17 protein-coding genes and 1 pseudogene are annotated in these 18,914 nt (G+C 60.5%); 1 reads left to right on the top strand and 17 read right to left on the bottom strand.

The window, feature by feature from the left end; translation table 11 throughout:
- Nucleotides 1-20: 20 nt before the first annotated feature.
- Genes JQ586_RS22045 through JQ586_RS22030 form a run of 4 tightly spaced genes read right to left on the bottom strand, consistent with a single transcriptional unit; the run spans nucleotide 21 to nucleotide 5,095 of the window.
- Nucleotides 21-440 carry a diol dehydratase small subunit gene (locus tag JQ586_RS22045; RefSeq protein WP_212396718.1) on the bottom strand — a complete coding sequence of 140 codons (420 nt, stop codon included), beginning with the start codon at nucleotides 438-440 and terminating at the stop codon, nucleotides 21-23.
- Nucleotides 437-2,701, bottom strand: a complete 2,265-nt coding sequence (locus tag JQ586_RS22040; protein WP_212396717.1) for a propanediol/glycerol family dehydratase large subunit — start codon at nucleotides 2,699-2,701, stop codon at nucleotides 437-439. Before JQ586_RS22040 ends, JQ586_RS22045 begins: the two co-directional genes overlap by 4 nt.
- 19 nt (nucleotides 2,702-2,720) lie before the next feature.
- Nucleotides 2,721-4,010: an aspartate aminotransferase family protein gene (locus JQ586_RS22035; protein ID WP_212396784.1), complete on the bottom strand. Its 1,290-nt coding sequence runs from the start codon at nucleotides 4,008-4,010 to the stop codon at nucleotides 2,721-2,723.
- A 17-nt stretch (nucleotides 4,011-4,027) separates the two neighbouring features.
- On the bottom strand, nucleotides 4,028-5,095 hold the full coding sequence (locus JQ586_RS22030) for a phosphotransferase (RefSeq protein ID WP_212396716.1): 1,068 nt from the start codon (nucleotides 5,093-5,095) through the stop codon (nucleotides 4,028-4,030).
- A gap of 147 nt (nucleotides 5,096-5,242) precedes the next feature.
- Here JQ586_RS22030 and JQ586_RS22025 point away from each other — a divergent pair, with 147 nt between their 5' ends.
- Nucleotides 5,243-5,920, top strand: coding sequence for a GntR family transcriptional regulator (locus JQ586_RS22025; protein WP_212396715.1), 678 nt, complete (start codon nucleotides 5,243-5,245; stop codon nucleotides 5,918-5,920).
- On the opposite strand, the gene JQ586_RS22020 is transcribed toward JQ586_RS22025, so the two are convergent.
- From JQ586_RS22020 to JQ586_RS40575, 13 genes and pseudogenes are all read right to left on the bottom strand, one after another.
- Nucleotides 5,850-7,367 carry an amidase gene (locus JQ586_RS22020; RefSeq protein WP_212396714.1) on the bottom strand — a complete coding sequence of 506 codons (1,518 nt, stop codon included), beginning with the start codon at nucleotides 7,365-7,367 and terminating at the stop codon, nucleotides 5,850-5,852. The two genes, JQ586_RS22025 and JQ586_RS22020, sit on opposite strands and share 71 nt — an antisense overlap.
- A gap of 42 nt (nucleotides 7,368-7,409) precedes the next feature.
- Entirely contained in the window at nucleotides 7,410-8,453 is a 1,044-nt protein-coding gene (locus JQ586_RS22015) for an ABC transporter permease (protein ID WP_212396713.1), read from the bottom strand.
- A gap of 42 nt (nucleotides 8,454-8,495) precedes the next feature.
- Entirely contained in the window at nucleotides 8,496-9,251 is a 756-nt protein-coding gene (locus tag JQ586_RS22010; RefSeq protein WP_212396712.1) for an ATP-binding cassette domain-containing protein, read from the bottom strand.
- 87 nt (nucleotides 9,252-9,338) lie between these two features.
- Nucleotides 9,339-10,331 (bottom strand): substrate-binding domain-containing protein, encoded by a 993-nt coding sequence (locus JQ586_RS22005; RefSeq protein WP_212396711.1) that lies wholly within the window; start codon nucleotides 10,329-10,331, stop codon nucleotides 9,339-9,341.
- 363 nt (nucleotides 10,332-10,694) lie between these two features.
- A complete protein-coding gene (locus JQ586_RS22000; RefSeq protein WP_212396710.1) occupies nucleotides 10,695-10,931 on the bottom strand; it encodes a DUF2274 domain-containing protein in 237 nt (78 codons plus the stop codon).
- Between the two features lie 11 nt (nucleotides 10,932-10,942).
- Nucleotides 10,943-12,157, bottom strand: coding sequence for a TrbI/VirB10 family protein (locus JQ586_RS21995; RefSeq protein ID WP_212396709.1), 1,215 nt, complete (start codon nucleotides 12,155-12,157; stop codon nucleotides 10,943-10,945).
- Entirely contained in the window at nucleotides 12,154-13,149 is a 996-nt protein-coding gene (trbG, locus tag JQ586_RS21990) for a P-type conjugative transfer protein TrbG (RefSeq protein WP_212396783.1), read from the bottom strand. The genes JQ586_RS21995 and trbG overlap by 4 nt, the downstream gene beginning before the upstream one ends.
- A 35-nt stretch (nucleotides 13,150-13,184) precedes the next feature.
- The gene (gene trbF / locus JQ586_RS21985) at nucleotides 13,185-13,868 is read right to left on the bottom strand and encodes a conjugal transfer protein TrbF (protein ID WP_212396708.1); all 684 of its coding nucleotides are present in this window, start codon (nucleotides 13,866-13,868) and stop codon (nucleotides 13,185-13,187) included.
- Nucleotides 13,869-13,968: 100 nt separating this feature from the next.
- On the bottom strand, nucleotides 13,969-15,198 hold the full coding sequence (trbL, locus tag JQ586_RS21980) for a P-type conjugative transfer protein TrbL (RefSeq protein ID WP_212396707.1): 1,230 nt from the start codon (nucleotides 15,196-15,198) through the stop codon (nucleotides 13,969-13,971).
- Nucleotides 15,195-15,566, bottom strand: coding sequence for a putative entry exclusion protein TrbK-alt (gene trbK-alt / locus JQ586_RS21975; protein WP_212396706.1), 372 nt, complete (start codon nucleotides 15,564-15,566; stop codon nucleotides 15,195-15,197). The genes trbL and trbK-alt overlap by 4 nt, the downstream gene beginning before the upstream one ends.
- Nucleotides 15,566-16,294: a P-type conjugative transfer protein TrbJ gene (gene trbJ / locus JQ586_RS21970; protein ID WP_212396705.1), complete on the bottom strand. Its 729-nt coding sequence runs from the start codon at nucleotides 16,292-16,294 to the stop codon at nucleotides 15,566-15,568. The genes trbK-alt and trbJ overlap by 1 nt, the downstream gene beginning before the upstream one ends.
- Nucleotides 16,291-18,732: a conjugal transfer protein TrbE gene (gene trbE / locus JQ586_RS21965; protein ID WP_212396704.1), complete on the bottom strand. Its 2,442-nt coding sequence runs from the start codon at nucleotides 18,730-18,732 to the stop codon at nucleotides 16,291-16,293. Before trbE ends, trbJ begins: the two co-directional genes overlap by 4 nt.
- A gap of 10 nt (nucleotides 18,733-18,742) precedes the next feature.
- Nucleotides 18,743-18,914, bottom strand: a pseudogene (locus tag JQ586_RS40575) (conjugal transfer protein); the annotation flags it as partial.

Genomic DNA, 18,914 nt, shown 5'->3' with positions numbered 1-18,914 from the left:
CGAAAGTCCTCTCATGTGGATCAGTAGCGGCGGCGAAAGAGACCTCGGCGGGTATAGACTGCGACCGCTTCGTCAATAAGCGCGGCAATATTCGTCGCGCCGTACTTTCGGCGCATCATTTCCGCGCGCGCGGTCAGCACCACGGGATCCGTAACGCGGCCAGGACGCATCATCTCGTAGGTCTCGAGAATAATCTCCTGCGGCACAGTGACGAGTTCGGCCGCGCGTTCGATGTTGCGGGCGAGCGTCTCGCGCCCTGCGGCACGGGCAATCTGCGCCTGAAGCCGTAGCACCTGGGATGAGATGGTGATGTCTCTTGCGCCGATTCGGCCCGCCACCACCTCTTCTAGAGTGAGTTGTTCCAACGGCAGGCCGGAAGCTGAGACGGCGCGCTCCGGTGCGCGTTCAGACACGGGGTAGAGTTCGAGTGGGTTCTTCACGGGCGGCCCTCCTGTCCGAGCGCCAGGAGAAGCTCAATTGGCTCGGCATTGGGATCGACGAGTGCCGTCTCGATCGCGTAGAGCAACGCGACACGAACGTGGTAACGGGCGCCCAGCGCCTGCCCGTCTACCGGCACCACTATTGGCTCAGGTGCTTCACCGGAAGCATAGAGCGCCGCGTTGCGACCCATCGCGCGGTAATGCTCAAGGCTCGTAACCGGCGTATTGGAGAAGAGTTCAATGTTCAGATGCGGCGCGCGGTCGGCGCGATGGATCACTGCCGTCCCCTTGGCCTGGATGCCGATGCCGTAACCCGAACCGGATAGCCGCGCGGCTGTGAGCCCGAGAAAGGAGGTGTCCGCCGTGTGGTGGATGCGGACGACCCGGGGCTTGCCACCACCGTCACGCACCCCTTGCGTCAGCGCCATCAGCACGTCAATGAGGTCGTGCCCCGCCGTGGTTTGGTTGATCTGGATCCCGAAAGCAGGGCTCACGCCAATGACCACTTCGTGAGAATCTACGCCCTTTGCTGCGATTCGCTGCGGCACCAGCCAAGGCGCCGCGGTTGGGTCATGACGGCATTCGTTCGCCAGCACGCTGTCGCGGGTCTGGATGTTACGGATCTCGCGTACTTCTGACCAACGGGCCTCCGACATGCGGTAGCCACTGCCCGGCCCATGATAGTCGTTTGGGTCATTCAACGCGCTCAGCACCCGCCCGTTTCGCAGGATTGCGGAGGTTTGGAGGTAGTCCCCCGAGACGCGCTGGCGCAGCATAAGCAGAAGGTTTTCCGCCTCATGTATAAAGCCCCTCCGCGCCAGCGCCTGGACCACATCCACCGCTGTCAGGCCGCGGTCGCGGATAGCGTAACTGATGCGAGTGACCTCGCCAACGGTGAAACTCTCTGTCTCCCGCGAGCCGGAGGCGACGGCAACTGACAGAAGGCGCGCCTCGCTCACCTCCGCCAGTCCCAGTTCTTCGAAGACCGCGCGGATCGCAGTCAGCGCGCGCATTCGCACCGCCGCCACTTGCTCCTCGGTCACGGGGGTGAGGCCACCGTCCGCCTCGAAGTCGCGCTGGAGGACGAGGTAGTCTTCGATCTCCTCGCCATTGAAAAGCGAGGCGTTGAACGTGTTGTCGTATTTGCGGATCGAGCCGAACCCCGAGCAGACGAGATCTGACCCCGCGAGCAGATAAGGCGTTATCTTCGCTCCCACGCGGATCTCGGATTCGCTGATTCGTGTGTCGTTGCCCGATGCGCATTCGAGTCCGAGCCAAACGGCGATGAGATTTTCTGCCATCAATTCACGTAGCCCGCCGGCCATGGAGGCCGTGAGCGGCGCGCCGTCGATGCCGCCGTTCTGAGTGCCCTGCACCCCCATCGCCCGTTGCAAGCAGAGACAGCGGGCCTCAAGATAGAGAACGGACTGGCGTTGATGGAAGCCCATGAGCAGCTCTGATGAGGCACCAGACGTGCAGCGCGCCTTGATTCCACGCGAGGCGTAGGCGGCGGTCAGGAACGTTTTGGACCAGGGCGTGTCGTCGCCATCGACGAAGGCCTGTTCCGTGCCGTAGACGGAGACCGTCTCGGCGTAGGAGGAGAGCCCAGCCAAGCCTATGCGGAGTTCCTCCGCCTCTTCGATAGAGCACTGGAAGAGCACGCCTCCTCGGCCGACAGCGGCCCCTACCGTGCAGGCTAACGCATTGGCCCAAGCGTTGGAGGCAACCCGCATCGTCGTCTCGATCTCGTCGAAGCCAAGTGCTACGGCGGTAGCACTGTCGGCCGCGAGTTGCAGGGGATCGTCCTTGGCATTTGTTACATGTGCCTGATTTCCGGGGGTCCTTCTTTGCCGCATCTTCGAATATGCGAACGTGATCTCAAGGGCCGACATCGTCGCGACGACAGAGACGAGTTTGGCAGGCGTCATCCCGCGAGCCAGATGCTCAAGCCGATCCCTCGACACGTTGATGTCGACAAGCATTCGCGCGACCGCAGCGGGATCCATCGCCATCGCCTCCTGCAACACGTCGGGGTCAAGGTGGTGGCGAGCAATGAAGGTATCGAGGATATCAAACTCAGCCTCCGGTTTGCCATCGATCTCCACAATGCGGCCACCCTCAAGCCGCGCGGACGGCGATGGATCCCACGGACTGGAAAAGGTGGCGAAGCCCGCCTCCGGATCGTCCCTCGCGAATTGATCGTTGCGCAGAGGACGCGCGTCCCATTCGGTGAAGCGGCGCCAGCCGGGAGCATCGTTCATCGATCGGTTCTCCTCTCGATTATCGCGCGGCCAGAACCTCGCCGAGCGTACCAACGAGCAAATCCACATGCTCCTCTGTCACCACCAGGGGCGGGCGGATCTTCAGGATGTTGTGATTGCGACCACATGAACTGATCAGCACTCCGCGGTTGCGCATCCCGTTGACGATGCGCGCGGTCTCGATCGCGTCCGGTTCAGTTCCGTCTACAATTTCGACCCCGCACAGGAGCCCCGCCCCACGCACTGAGCCGAGCGCCTGATGACGAACTGCCAACGCGCGTAGCTGTTTGCGCATACGCTCCCCCATGCGGGCGACATTTTCCATTAGCCCCGTCTGCGCGATAGTGTCGACCACAGCTAGAGCGGCCGCGCAGGACACGGGATTCCCGCCGAATGTGTTGAAGTATCGTGCGCGACGTCCAAAATCCTGAACCAATTCTGGCTGTACTATCAATCCCGCTACCGGCTGGCCGTTGCCCATCGGCTTGCCCATGGTGACAATGTCAGGCACCACACTGTGGCGTTGGAACCCCCACATCTGACCGCCAGTGCGAGCGAAGCCAGATTGCACCTCGTCGGCCACGAACAACCCGCCCGCGCGACGGATCACCTCCGCCGCAGGAGACAGGAAGCCCGACGGGTCAGCCAAGATCCCATCGCTTGTAAACATGGAATCAACTATCAACATTGCGGGTCGGACGCCGTGGCGTTGCAACTTCGCGGCGGCCGCCTCGACAGCACGCGGGAAACTCTCGCACGGATCGCCGGTGCGCCCGTCGGGCGCGGGAACTAGCGCGACATGTGATCCTAGCTCAACCGCTGAGCCGAGCGAAGGCGAGAACTTCGCGACGGCATCAGTGATGCCATGATAGGCGGTCTCCGTCACAATCACACCGGTGCCACCCGTAGCCGACCGGGCGATGCGCCAGGCGAGATCGTTTGCCTCACTGCCAGAGCAGGTCAACATCAAATGACCTGCACCATTAGGCATCGTCGCGATCAGGCGGTCAGCAAGCTCCAGGATCGCTTCATGCAGGTAACGCGTATTGGTGGCCAGCGTCGCCACTTGTTTTGTGATCGCCTCGACTACCGCAGGGTGACAATGGCCCAGCGAAGTGACGTTGTTGTAGGCGTCGAGATAGCGCCGCCCTGCGGCATCAATCAGCCAGACACCCTCACCTTTCACGAAGTGCAGAGGAGAGTTATACATTAGGCGGTACGCAGGTCCGAGCAAACGCGCTCGCGCTTCTACCAGCGCTTGCTCCTCCGACGCGAGCACTGTCCGGCCAGCGACAAAGGCATTGGCCATTGCGGTATCGATGACGGTCACAGTCTCTCCTTGTCCATCAGAGCGTCTTTGAGCCAACCACCATCTTGGTGCCATTCCGGCGCGCGCAAGACTTTTAGCGCTGTCCAGGCGGCAGACGCATTGCGCAGAATGTAGAGGCTGTTTTGGGGATAGCACTGTGCGCGATAGCTAGTGATCAGAACTGTAGTCGCTAGACGTGCGGCGATCAGCGCAGGGAGTATTGCAACTTCGCTTACGGTAAGGGGCAGCGCGGCGTGATAAGCGGCCACAAAGTCGGCTACGGCTCCACGATCGCCCGCTGAACCGAATTGGTATGAGGCTGCCACGGCTACGTCATTAACCAGGGGTGCCGCGACTATGTCCCCGAAGTCAATTATTCCTGTAATGTGGTCGGGGTCGGCTTCGTCAACCAACACATTGTAGAAGTTCAAGTCGTTGTAGATCACCTGCCTCCGAAGTTCGCCAAACGCAGGCTGCACCCGATCGTGGAATTCCTCCAACACGCCTTCCAGCAGCTCGCGGCCAATCGGGTCCTTGATGTTTGGCAGCAGCGGCTCCAGGCGGTCGAGATGGGTGATGTCCCACTGCAAATAATGTCCTTGTCCCGGGTGCGAGAAACCCTGAAGCGCGCGATCGAGCCTCGCCAGACAGCGGGCAAGGTTTGCTCTTTGGCGCGCAGAACCGGGGGCGGCAACGAGCGGTCGGCCTGGAAGAAAGGTGACTACCCGAGTTACACTCTGCCGTCCGTCGGCAAGCACGATGGGCGCTTCTGTTGCACCAGAAAGCGTTCGCCGGATGCGCGGCACCGGCAGGTGACGATCAGAGCACTCGACATGGCACAAGGCAGCGGTCTGGAAATCAGTGACCGCGCGTACCTCGCCGGGATTGGATATCTTCATAACAAAACGGCTGCAGCCGTCGACTTCAAGCAATAGGTTCTGGTCGCGCTCGGCCGTCAGCATGTGGGCCCGGCACTCGATCCCGTACAAGTCGCGAGCCAGTTTCTCCGCCTCGCTGGTGGTCAGCTTGGGGCTGGGTGACGCGAGCGTCTCTCCCCCGACAAAGGCTGGCTGGGTCTCAGTCATTGCTCCCCCTCAACCAACGTAGACGGCCACGCGGATGACATGCTTGTTACGTTGATATACGATGTCACGCGCGCGATCATGATGTGGAAGATGATGCCAAGCTACGGAAACCCCTAGCTTCGACGGCGTCGAATAGTCGGAGAGAAGATGGAAAAGATAGAATACAAGCCGCTGAATGACCGCGCCTACGATGCGATCAGAGGCGGATTGATCGCCGGGCAATTCAAACCCCGGCAAGTTCTGGTAATCCGTACGCTGGCGCAGACGTACGGAATCTCCACCACTCCGGTGCGCGAAGCGCTGAACAGGCTCGTGGGTGAGGGGCAGCTTGTTATGCTCGCCAATCGCTCCATCGCGGTTCCCGACTGGGATCCAGAGAAGTTCACTGAGTTGTTCCGCATCCGCCGTGAGCTTGAAGGGCTCGCAGGTGAAATGTCCGCGAACTATCTGCCTCCAGAGGCGCTTGCTGAACTTACCAAGCTGACCGATCGCACCGACGTGGCGCTGCGTGAGCGACGCTACACGGATTATGTCACGATGAACCAGCAGTTTCATTTTGCCATTTACAGTCATTCGAGGTCCCCGCGCCTTGTTCGCATCATCCAGAACTTGTGGGGCGAGGTCGGGGTTTACATGAATGAGCTTTTCGCTCGACCCGGCTACGAACCCCACGCGACCGAGGAACATCGCCTTATCCTGGAAGCGCTCGCTCGCGCTGACGGAGCGGACGTACGCCGCCATCTGGTCGCCGACATCACAAAGGCCGCTGAGTTCCTGCTGCCTCGGATCGAGGAGCTTGCAAGGACACCGCAGACGCTCGAGTGAGCGCGCTGACTCCGGGAATATGCCCGATCCAGGGCGCGGCAACCTCTGTCTGACGGGCGAGTTGCAGTAGCGTCGCCTCATCACTACGCGCGCCTACATACTGTATCCCGATTGGCAGTCCAGAGGTGGAGGGTTTGCCCGGCACCGAGATGGCAGGGTGGCCGGAAATATTGAATGCGAACATGTAGACCGCATCCGACCAGCGAGCGAGGTACGTCCGCCAATCTCTTTCTTCCATTGACCAGTAATTCACGGGACGCGGCAATTGCGTCAGAGTAGGCGTGACAAGGACATCATATGCCGAAAGTTCTATCGCGAGTTGTTGGCCCGCTTTCCGGATTGCAGCGATGCTGGCCGAATACGCCCCGGCTGACAGAGATTTAGCGTGCTGCACCATCGCCCAGTTAAATGGGCAAAAGTCGTCCTCTTTTAAGGGACGACCAATCATCCCGCCCAAGTCCTCAAACTCGCGGGCGTATTCGACTGATACGATGTCACTATAGCGCCACCAAGCAGCTTCGAGATCGGTAGCGACACGATGCTCTTCCAACCTGTGGCCAAAGCTCTCCAAAAGACGCAGGTTATCCTCGAACGAGGCGCACACCTCGGGATCTAAAGAGCCGCCCCAAGGTGCGACCATAACGTAGCCGATCCGTAGACTACGTGGCGGCTGGTCGAGCAGCGAGAGCCAGCTTTTGGCCGAGCGCTGCGGAACGTATGGATCGCCCGGCATGTTACCCGCTGTCACGTCGAGGAAGGCGGCAGTGTCGCGAACTGTAAGGCTGTTGCAGAGCGTGCTGACGCAACCAAACCAGTTATCTACGCCCTCCGGGCCATACGTGATCCGCCCTCGGGCCGGCTTCAGACCAACGACGCCGCAGCACGAAGCGGGGACCCGAATCGAGCCCGCCCCGTCCGAGGCCTCAGCCAGAGGCACGAGTCGTGCCGCCACCGCCGCCGCTGCGCCCCCCGATGAGCCCCCGGCGGTTCGACTTGTGTCATGAGGGTTGCGAGTCGTACCGTAAAGTCGGTTCTCGGTACCAAGCGACCAGCCGCACTCCGGCGCATTGCTGCGCCCAATGATCGACAAAGCTGCCGACCGGATGCGACGCACCATCTCGGTTTCCTTGGACCAGTTGCGGCCTTGGAGCGCTTTGAGCCCCAGGTCGAGCGGCAACCCATTGCAGGCCGAGCCGACGTTCTTCAGCAGGAGTGGCACGCCCGCGAGAACTCCTCTCTCGCCGACTCCGTGAGCGCACTCCCGAGCAGAGTCGTAGCTTTTGATCGCGACCGAATTGATCGACGGGTCCACCCGCTCAATGACGCTCACCGCGGCTTCGACAAGTTCGGCGGCGGTCACGTCACGCTTCTTGACGTGCTGAGCAAGACCCACCGCGTCGGTGGTCGTGTAGAGATTTAAGATGTCTTGAGTGGGTGATTGAGTCACGGTCGTTCTCGCCTTTTCCGAAATTTGGAGAAGTTGACGCGATTAGCGTGCGGCGTTCTGGGATTTTAGGCTGTCAACGGCGACGGCAATGATGAGAATCATCCCGATCGCGATGGTCTGGTAAAAGGGTGGAAAGTTTAATATCACGAGGCCTGACTGCAGAATGAGCCCCAGCATCGCACCGAGCACGGCTCCGAAAAAGTAGGGCTGTCCCCCGAAAAGGCTCGTTCCCCCGATCACTGCCCCCGAGATCGACGCGAGCGCGTCGTTAGTATGGCCCCCGATGTCGGTAGTTGTGAAACGGGCAAGATCGAACGCCCCCGCAATCCCGCAAAGCGCTCCGGCTACAGTGTAGAGCAGCACCAGATGCTTTGTCCGTGAGATGCCGTTTCGCACGGCGGCACGCTCCGACGAACCGATTGCAATCGTATGGATTCCGAAACGGCCTTGTCGAAAGTGCAGCCACAGGAGGCCGACGATCGCGGCCGACGTCACCGTCGGCATCGGAATTCCAAAAAGCGAGGCCATCCCAAAGTGCGACTGAATCGACAGCGGAACGCCAAAGAGATTATCCCCCTTTGTGATGACTTGGGCTGCGCCGAGAAGGATGCCCAGCATCCCAAGCGTAGCAACCAGCGAATTGATTCTCAGCCAGCCAACCAAAAGCCCGTTGATCAGCCCGACCGCGGCACCGACCGCGATCACCACGGCGATCAAGATTGGTAAAGTCATCGCCGCTCCGGGATCGCCGCCTTGTGAGACGGAAATGAGCGTCATGCCCGAAACCACCGAAGACAAGACCACAGTCGATCCTTGTGAAAGATCGATCTGCCCGGCGCCTAGAAGCATTGTCTGCGCAAAGACCAGAAGTAGGACCTGCGAGTAGGAGATGAGGATCGAATTGACGTTTGCGGGATTGAGGAACGCCCCATTGCGTGACAGAACCTGGAAAACTCCGACGAGCCCGACGTTGAGGAGGAGCACCCAGAGCGCGTTTCCGCCCAACAAGGCTGGCGTGAAGTGTCTGATCCCCTCCACCTTGGTCAAGCCAGGCTGCTCCATCTTGGTAACTTCTGAGGTGGTCACGGCTGATATTCCTGTTTGGGTAAGACAGTCGGGGAAGCCATCTCAGACATCGATCGCGCTTTCATCACCGACCATCAAAGCGACGACATCCATGACGGAGCGCCCTTTGGCCTGCATTGACTTCACGACCTTCCCGCGACGAAGGATGACGAGCCGATCAGCCACCTGAAGAATGTGGGGTATGTCGTGGGCAATGATACAAACCGACAAGCCTCTCTCGGCGATCGACCGAATTGCATCCAGGACGAGCGAAACCTGCTTGGGCCCTAGCGCGGCAGTAGGCTCATCGAGCAGGATGGTAACCTTAGTCCACATGAGCGCACGAGCAATCGCCGCCACCTGTCGCTGGCCTCCCGAAAGAAGTTGGACCGGCATCCGGACGTCTTGAAGGGTTCTGATCCCTAGCCGAGTAATTTCCTCGCTTGCGCGCCGGTCCATTTCTCGTCGGTCGACCCATTGCAATATGCCTGCGATGCCAGGCATCATCGTTTCGCGCCCGAGGAACATATTCTCGGCCACGGTCAAGTGTGGGGCCAACGCGAGGTCCTGATAGACCATACCGACGCCCAGTTCCTGCGCGTGCTGCGGCGAGTGGATTGCCTGCCCCTGCACAAGAACTTCGCCGCTCGATGCCTCCATGGCGCCACACATGATGTTCATCAATGTGGACTTGCCGGCACCGTTGTCGCCTAGCAGCGCGACGATCTCGCCCGCGTTCAATTCAAGGCTGATATCGTCCAAAGCAACGATCTGGCCGAAGCGCTTGTTGACGTTTCTAACTTCAAGAACAACAGACATTCGCGAACACAATCCTTATCCGACCCCTGAGAAGGCGGAGCTTGCGAGCGATGAATTGAGAATCTCCCGACGCCCGCAAGCGACCGCTTATTTGCAGTCGGGAGAATAGATGTAGCCCTTGCTGTCCTCGGTGTTGACATTTTCGCGAGTGAGGAACTTGAACTTCGCATGGACTTGATAAGGCAGCGCTGCCTTCTCTTTGCCGTCCTTCAGCTCTTTGTAGATGGACTCGATCATCTGCGTCCCAATGTCTCGCGGGCTCTGGGCAACGAGCGCGTCGAATTCACCAGCCTTGAGCAATTCAACCTGTCGTAACGTTGCGTCGTAGGCGATGACGCGTACCTGCCCTCGTTTGCCCGCAGCGCGTAACGCATTGGCTGCACCTTCCGCGCCAGCGTCCTGAGTGGTGTATATCGCGGCGAGGTCAGCGTTCGCGACCAGGGACGCTGACGTGACAGCGGCCGCCTTGCCTGCATCGGATCCAACGTATTGGACGTCGAGCAGTTTAATGTCCTTGTAATGGGTATCTAAAACTTGCTTGAACCCAGTCCACCGCTCGTTCTGCACAGCATTGCCCGGAGCCGCAGTCAGGATCAGTACGGATCCTTTGTGCCCAATCAGTTGGGCTACGTCTCGCGCCGCTTGTTTGCCGGCATCGAGATTCGAAGTGCGGATGTTCTGCAAATCCGCAGGCTCAACGAGGCTACCGTCCACCGTGATGACAGGCGTGCCGCCCTCGATGAGCTTGCGCGTCGGAGCCACGAACGCAGTCGAATCCCACGGCACAAGAATGATGCCGTCAGGTTTCTGCGCCGCGACCGCTTCAAGCACCTGCATTTCGTCGCGCGGTGCGATGGACTGCGAACCTTGCCAGATGAGGTTGATGTTGTGGGCACCCGCAGCCTTATCGGCTGCGCATTTCATGGCTTGGTAGAAGGGTAGACCGATGGCCGCGCTCACGAAGCCGACGGTATAGCCGCCTTTGGGTTCGGGCTTGGCTTCTTGCGCGGCGAGCATCGAACTCGCGCCGGCGCAGAACGCGATAGTCAGTCCTGCGATCGTTGGATGGCGAAGGCTCATCTTTTTCTCCTCCTGGAACTGGAATGGCTTTTGGGCTCTCCGAAATGAGCCTTCTGCTCTGTTTGAGACATGATATCACATATATCATGTCACAATACAAGAGCTATCAAGCGTATGGGAACGGTGCGGTTGCTTCGGGATACCGAGAGGCGAACTCGCACCGAAACGGCGCCTTGTGTCCGAAATCTATCAATGGCTTAGGTGCGAGTCGGCGCTGGCGGCCCACCGAGTGTCACCTTGGGGGCGACGTCCACGGCGTCGGTGCTGGAAATTTTCGGACGGCGTGGTTCGGCCTGGATCGGGCTATGCAAATTTCAAATGGAGAGCGAACATCCAGCGCCTCTTGAACTCGCTAAAGCGAGGTTATTGCTTGTGCTCGACTCGATTCTTACGCCTAGCTTTTGCAAACGCCCGGTCGGTCGTCATGAAGCGCGTCAGCATCGGCGACACCAGCTTTGAGGGATCGGTGATCGCTTGCCCGGTTTCGCGGGCCAGCGCCTCGGCGTAGGCAAGCAAATCGCGGTGAACATTTGCGGGGAGTTCGATGGCAAGCTTTACCGGCTTATCGTCCGCAATGGCGCCTAGCTTCAGTTTTGACATCTCGGTGTCTCCTAACCTTTGTACGGCTCCAGTACCAAATCGCGGTTCACGATCACCCTCACGGGGAAGCCGGGCCGGACCGTAAGCGTTGGCTGTATGTTGAGATTGCGCTGAACGACTTTTTGCCCGGTCTGGTTCAGGCTATCGCTTGTTCCGAGCCGGAGGGCCTGAATGAGACCCCCGTTGTTACCGATACCGCTATCAGAACCGGCGCCGAGTTCACTTCCAACACCAAGCAGTGTCGACAGCAGCGCCGCCTTGAATAACGCACCCCAGTGATTATCGACCTCGTCTTCGAGACCTGCATAACCAGCGGCGTCAGTGCCTGACTGCCGCTCGAGAACGATAGAACGTCCGTTCGGCATGATCAGCCGAGTCCAGACCAGCAGGACGCGGGACTGGCCGAATGTGACCTGGCTATCATAGATGCCGATCAGACGCGCTCCTTGAGGCACAAGCAGAAAGCGACCGGTCGGCGTGTCGAAAACATTCTCGGTGATCTGCGCGGTAATTTGGCCCGGCAGGTCCGATCGGATCCCGGTGATCAGCGCTCCCGGAATAACCGTTCCAGCCTGCACGATGTAGGGTGAAGCCGGCCTTGTGATGCGGTCAGGGCTTACCGTGCGACGATCCACAGTAGCGTTTACGAAGGCAAGCTTGAGGTCTTGACCGTTCTGCGCAGATCCAACGTCGCCGGTGCTCGCTGCGCTTGCCGGCACGACACGGTCGCTTCCAACCGCCGTAGCGGCGGATGGACGCACTCCTCGTCCGTTGGTTGAAGCGAACAAATGACTGGTGCGGGCTGCTTCGGTTTCCTGATCCCTACGCTGCTGGTCCGGATCAGCGCCGATCGTCGGAGACTGGCCTTGAGCGGCAAGGATCGGTCGACCGAGGTCCCCAGGAAGCGGCGGACCGAGTTGCGGGATTGGCTGGCGCGGAACTCCAGCATAGTCCTTCGGCAGTGTCGCAATGCCGTCGGCAACATTGTGATGATCGGTACTGTAAAGCTCGTCGGTCGTCGAGTATCGGGGACGATTGTTCTGTAGCGACCACAACACAGTTCCACCGATGACGAGCAATGCAACGGCGCTCCCTCCGGCCAGGACTTTCCGGGACAGTCGTGTCACGCGCGGATGCTCTGCTCTCAAGCGGAAGCTTTCGGACGGCTCCCCCTGTGTCTCAGGCGGAGCCGCTTGCTCGTGAGCGTTTCCATTTTGGGTGTTCATGACGACGGCCTCCCGTCGGTTCTGACGATCCTGACCTTCTGCTGATGCTCACCGCCGAGCCGGAGCTCTGCGGCTGCAAACAGCCGATCTACGATCAGCACGTTGCCGTAGGCGCGATAGTTGACGAGTTCGGTCTTACCGTCCGGGCCGATGACAAAGAGCGGCGGCATCTCGCCCTGTACGATGCCTTGCGGGAATTCGACATAGACCTTGCGGCCGTCGTCATATACGGAGAGCGGCCGCCAGGGAGGGCTGTCGCCTTCGATCGAATAGCGGGAGATGCGCTCCGTCGGATCCGGAAGAACGGGTTTCAGGGCGACTGAACGTAATCGCTCGCGTACCGTTTCAGGATAGTACCAGGCAACGGATGGCATGTATGGCCGCTCGCGGGAGCGGAGCTCGATCAGGTAGGTTCGGCGGTCGGTATTGACGACGAGATTGGTCTCGATCGATGCGCGGGTCGGCTTGACCAGGATATGGACTCGTCGCGTGTCGCCGCTTCCGCTCTCGGTATCGCCTACGACCCAGCGTACGGTATCTCCGGCCGCGATGGGCCCTGATCCCGTCAGCTGCTCTCCCTCCTCGAGTGCGATATCCGTGATCTGCCCGGGTGCAGCGTAAATCTGATAGAGCGCTCCGGGACTGTAAGCGTAGATTTGCGCCGCGTTGAAATACCCGCGTCTGCGTGGTTCGACCCGCGCTGCGCTGTTTGCCGTCTCAACCCGGCTCACGGGTTCAGGCTCTTCTTTCCCTCCCGACTTGCCGCCGAGAACCGGCTTCCAGAGCGGTGGAACGTGAAGCGGTCGCAAGTTTTCGTCGACAGGCGCTGGAGGCGCCGGCAGCGGCGGGACTTCCGCATCATAGCTAATCTCCGGAGGAATGTAGGTTGCGCACCCACCGAGGGTCGACGAACAAAGCAAGATCGCGGACAGAAATGCTCGCTTTGCGGTCACGAACTCGGACCAAGCCGAACTGAGCTTGCGATGTTGCATGCGACGCTTCGCAAATGCTTCTGACGTCATATCGGTCACTGGTTCAACTCCTTCGACCAGTTGATGGCGCGGACATAGACGCCAAGCGGGTTTTTGCGCAGGCGTTCGGCGTCGCGCGGAGTCTCGATCACGATCGTGAGGATTGCGGTCCAACGTTCGGTCGAACTCAGCGAGCCGTTGTCGTAACTGCGTTGAGTCCATGCCACCCGGAAGCTCTCCGAAGACGCGCGAATGACGCTCGAGACGTCCACGGAGATTTGGGCCGTGCCCAGCTTGGCAAAGGGGTCATTGTTGCGCGCATAGTCGTTCAGCGCAGCCGCGCCACGATCCGTCGTAAAATCATAGGCCCGGAGCCAATTTTGGCGCAGAACGATGCCGTCGGCCGGCAGGCCCCTGACGTCCTCAATGAAGCGCGCCAGATGGTAGGCGATCTGAGCGTCAGTAGGTTGATAGTCGATGTTGGCCGGCGCAACCCTTTGGGCTTGGCCGAGATGATCCACTTCAACCACCCAGGGCGTGATCGAGCCTTGGCTCGATTGCCAGACAAGGCTACCTGCGAGACCGGCCGACAGCATCAGGCAGCCGAATGCCATCAGGCGCCAGTTTTTGGCTTGAACGCGGGCCGATCCAATGCGTTCGTCCCAGACCTGCGCTGCTTTCTGATACGGTGTGACTGGTTCAGGCATGCGCCCATAGTGAACGGATGGTCGTTTGAACATCGATAATTGCCCCTGAGATCAAATGATCGGTTTGAGTCGTGCGGTGTCCGGGTTTGAGGTGCTGCCGCGCGGCGGGTGGCGAAGGCGCAGTGGCTGCGTGTCAGCGCTCTCCTTCAGACAAATCGACGGAAGAGCCGCTACCACCGTGATCGCCTGAGCGGATCGCGTGGCTGGCTGCCGACGCTCCGTGCCGAATAGTCTCGGCACGCTTCATGCGCCGCGCCCAATCGGGCTGTCCTTCGGTCGAAGTGCTCGCGCCCTGCGCGCTGGCTTCCCCACCTCCGCCGAGGGCAGCGGCTGCGCGACGCAACGGGCTCATCGCAGCGGAAGTGCCGACCTCCGCGACGCCGGCAAGGCCGCCGCTCCGGTAGGCGGCTGATGCTCCGCTCATGGCAGCGCCGCCACTACGCGCGGCGCCCGCAATCGCGCCGCCAGCGAAACCCGCACCGCCGGCGGCAAGACCTGCACCCGCCGCAACAATGCCGCCGGCGGCAAGGCCTGTTCCAATTGCGGCGCCGGCTCCGAGTTGGGGTCCGCCGGACACCAGCCCGTTCGCGATTCCGGGACCAAAAATACCGAGGCCAAGCAAAGACAGTGCCGCAAGGACCAGGGTCATCGCGTCTTCAATGGTAGGCTGTGCACCACCGAGGCCTGCGGTGAATTGCGAAAACAAAGTCGACCCAATGCCGACGATGACGGCCAGGACCAGGACCTTGATCCCTGAAGAGATGACGTTGCCCAAGACCCGCTCTGCCGCGAACGCAGTCTTGCCAAATAGGCCGAAGGGAATGAGCACGAAACCGGCAAGGGTCGTGAGCTTGAATTCGATCAAGGTGACAAAGAGCTGGATCGCCAGAATGAAAAAAGCGAGCAACACTACGACCCAAGCGAACAGGAGGACGACGATCTGGACGAAATTCTCGAAGAAGCTGATGTAGCCCATCAGGTTGGAGATCGAATCGAGCAGCGGTCGGCCGGCGTCGAGGCCGACTTGAGCTATCTTTCCCGGTCGCAGGAAATCTGCGGCGGAGAGGCTTGCGCCTGATGCCTTCAGCCCAAGGCCGGCAAAGCTTTCGAAGACGATGCGCGCCAGGCTGTTCCAGTTTCCGATGAGGTAGGCAAAGACGCCCACGAACAGCGTCTTCTTGACGAGGCGCGCGATGATGTCGTCATCCGTTCCCCAACTCCAGAACAATGCAGCGAGCGTAACATCGATCGTGGCCAGGGTTGTTGCGAGATATCCGACATCGCTCCCCAGCAGCCCGAAGCCGTTGTCGATATAACGCGTGAACGTTTCCAGGAACTGGTCGATGATCCCGGTACCCGTCATGGCTTGCTCGCCTCAGGTGTCCCTGGTTGCGGATAGCCTTGCGGGATCCGGCTCTGGTCCTTTGGGGCGGACGCCACGCCCGCGGGGGAACCGTCTGGGCCGGGATCCACGGGACCGTTCTTCTTGCCAAAGAAGCGACGCCGGTTTTCGGACCAAACCTGCTGGCAATGCCGATAACCTGCGGTTTCCTCCGCAGTGACACTGCGGCAGCGCGCGAGGTCAGAGCTAATTGGATCTGGCACCTGCTCCGCCTTCGGCGGCCGCGGAGCATCTTCCCTACCGCGAAGCTGAATCGTGCAGGCAGCGATGACCAATACGCCGATTGTCGTGAGCACAGACAACGCCTTGAATGCCCTTACGTCGGTCATCAGTGGAACATCTGCACATTGGAGGACTGATAGCCCTGCCCTGGTGTCAGGAACCGACGAAGCTGTTCTCGTCCCTGATCCTGGGCCGAGACGCGCTGAGCCGCTTCAAGGCTCTGCGCCCTGCCCTGTGCCGCCACGACAGCAGTGAGGTCCGCGAGTTGCTGCGCGTTCAACGCGAGAATCTGATTGCCAGCCTGCATTGCCTGCAGGGCGCCGCTAGCGTCCTGGCTTGACGTTACGAGCGCGGACGACTGGATGCGATTGGTATCCAGGTTACCAACGATGCCAGCCTGGACGCGAAGTGCGTCTTGCGTTGCGGCATAGGAATTCTGCCAACGCGATTGAGCGTTCGAGATCAGCAACTGGTTCGACTGGCTGCTGGTGGCCGGCGCGTAGCTTGTCGAGAACGCGCGATCGATCTGCTGGACGTCGTAGGCGATGCGCTGGGCCTGTGCCAGCAATTGCTGGGTCCGCTGTATCGAGGATTGCAGTTGCCGCAGCGATGAATATGGCAGGTTTGCCAGGTTCTTTGCCTGGTTGATCAGCATCTGCGCCTCGTTCTGCAACGAGGTGATCTGGTTATTGATCTGCTGCAGTTCCCGCGCGGCCGTCAGGACATTCTGAACGTAGTTGCTGGGATCAAAGACGATCAGTGCCCGTGCGGGGACCGAGGCGCCAAGCACCAGCGCAGTGGTGCCAGTGGCCGCCAATAGACCAAGACGCTTCATAGCGATTTCTCCAGATTGACGAGATTGGGGATCAGATCGGTCGCCCAGGCGACGCCACGATGCTGGAGCCAGGCAGGCACGAAGCCGTCGGGTCCATGTTCGGCGATGAGTTGCGTGATGGCGGCCTGGTCTGTCTTGGAAGAGGCCGCGACAAATGCGAGCGCAACCTCACCAAGGCCAAGTTCGAACATCCGATTGCCCCGACGCGACTGGCAATAGTAGTCGCGCTTTGGCGTTGCCCGGCTCAGAAGCTCGATCTGGCGGTCATTGAGGCCGAAGCGGCGGTAGATGGCAGTGATCTGCGGTTCGATCGCCCGTTCGTTCGGCAGCAACAAGCGCGTTGGGCAGCTTTCGATGATCGCGGGCGCGATCGCGGATCCATCGATGTCCGAAAGCGATTGGGTCGCGAAAATGACAGAGGCGTTCTTTTTCCGAAGCGTCTTCAACCATTCGCGGAGCTGACCAGCAAAATCCTCATCGTCGAGCGCCAACCACCCCTCATCGACCATCAGGAGTGTCGGCCTCCCGTCGAGACGATCAGCAATACGATGGAAGAGATACGCCAGCACTGCCGGCGCAGCACTCGTTCCGATCAAGCCTTCGGTCTCAAACGCCTGGACCGACGCCTCGCCAAGGCGCTCAAAGTCGGCATCGAGCAGGCGCCCGGATGGACCGCCGAGGCAATAGGGTTGCAAGGCGCGTTTCAGGGAGTTCGATTGGAGCAGGACTGACAGGCCCGTCAGGGTGCGCTCCTCCCTCGGCGCCGAAGCGAGTGACGTCAGCGCCGACCAAAGATAATCCTTGACCTCCGGGGTGATCTCGATCTTTTCCCGAGCGAGGATCGCCCCGACCCATTCCGTGGCCCATCCTCGCTCCGAAGGATCGTCGATCCAGGCCAGCGGCTGCAACGCGACGGGTCGATCGCTTCCGTCAGACAAGGCACCGCCGAGATCGTGCCAATCTCCGCCCATCGCGAGCGCAGTCGCCCGGATCGAGCTGCCAAAATCGAACGCAAAGACCTGAGAATTCGGGTAGCGACGGAACTGCAACGCCATCAGCGCCAGCAACACCGACTTGCCAGCACCCGTCGGTCCTACCACGAGGGCATGGCCGACATCGCCGACATGGAGTGAAAATCGGAACGGTGTTGATCCCTCGGTCTTGCCGAACAGGAGCGGTGGCCCCTTGAAGTGCGGATCCCTCGCCTCGCCCGCCCACACGGCCGACATCGGAATCATATGCGCAAGGTTGAGCGTCGAGACCGGCGGTTGCCGCACATTGGCGTAGACATGCCCGGGCAGGCTGCCGAGCCAGGCCTCGACGGCGTTCACCGTCTCGATCATGCAGGTGAAATCGCGTCCCTGAATGACCTTCTCAACCAGCCTGAGCTTTTCATCGGCCGCGTTGGGATCGCCGTCCCACACGGTAATGGTCGCCGTGACAAAGGCTTGCCCGATCTGATCCGAACCCAGTTCCTGCAGGGCGGCGTCGGTGTCAATCGCCTTGTTGTGGGCGTCGGTATCGAGCAGCGTCGACGCCTCGTTGGTCATGACCTCCTTGAGGATGGCGCCGATGGATTTTCTCTTCGCGAACCACTGGCGGCGGATTTTTGTCAGCAGCTTGGTGGCATCGGTCTTGTCGAGCATGATCGCGCGGGTCGACCAGCGATACGAGAACGCCAGGCGATTCAGATCATCCAGAATTCCCGGGGCCGTCGCCCCCGGAAAGCCGACAATCGTCAGGACCCGAAGATTGGCTGTACCCAACATCGGCTCGAGCCCCCCGGTCAACGGCTGGTCGGCCAACAACGCATCGACGTACATGGGAATTTCTGGCACGCGAACGCGATGACGCTTGGTCGAAATCGTCGAGTGCAGGTAGGTCAGCGTGTCCTGATCATCGAGCCAGATGCATTCCGGCATGAACCCTTCGACGAGTTGAAGCACGCGGCTTGTTTGGTCGAGAAACCCGCGGAGGACCTCGCGCGCGTCGGCTCCGACGGCGCGATCGCGCCCCTCGTAAAGCAGTTGCTCTGCCCTGGCGGCCCCTTCCTCCGGCGGCAAATAGAGGAAGGTCAGGAAGTAACTGGACTCATAATGGGCACCCGCTTCCTCGAACTGAGCCCTGCGTTCCGCGTCAACCAGCGCAGACGCGACATCCGGAAAGGAGTCGGGCGGGTAGGTCCCCGCAAAATGACGCTGCGCCTCGACGAATACGGCCCAGCCTGATCCCAGGCGCCGTAAGGCGTTGTTCAAGCGACCCGCGACGGCGACGAGTTCAGCCGGCACTGCGCTATCCAGGTCGGGTCCCCTGAACCTTGCTGTCCGCTGCAAGGACCCATCCTTGTTCAGGATGACCCCTTCGTCGACGAGGGCTGCCCAAGGCAGGAAGTCGGCGAGGCGCGCGTTAGAATGGCGATATTCGGCAAGGTTCATCATAATGGAGAGCTCAGGCGTTGAGATGACCGGGAATGCGCAGATGTCGGCGCACCACATCAACGAAGGCGGGATCCCGCTTGGCGGCCCAGACGGCGGTCATGTGCCCGATGAACCAGAGGACGAGACCCGCGATCCAGAGTCGAAGTCCGAGCCCAAGGGCTGCCGCAAGGGTGCCGTTGACG

It is taken from the genome of Bradyrhizobium jicamae (assembly GCF_018130215.1).
Lineage (GTDB): Bacteria > Pseudomonadota > Alphaproteobacteria > Rhizobiales > Xanthobacteraceae > Bradyrhizobium > Bradyrhizobium jicamae_A.
This window is presented reverse-complemented; position numbering and strand designations above follow the sequence as displayed.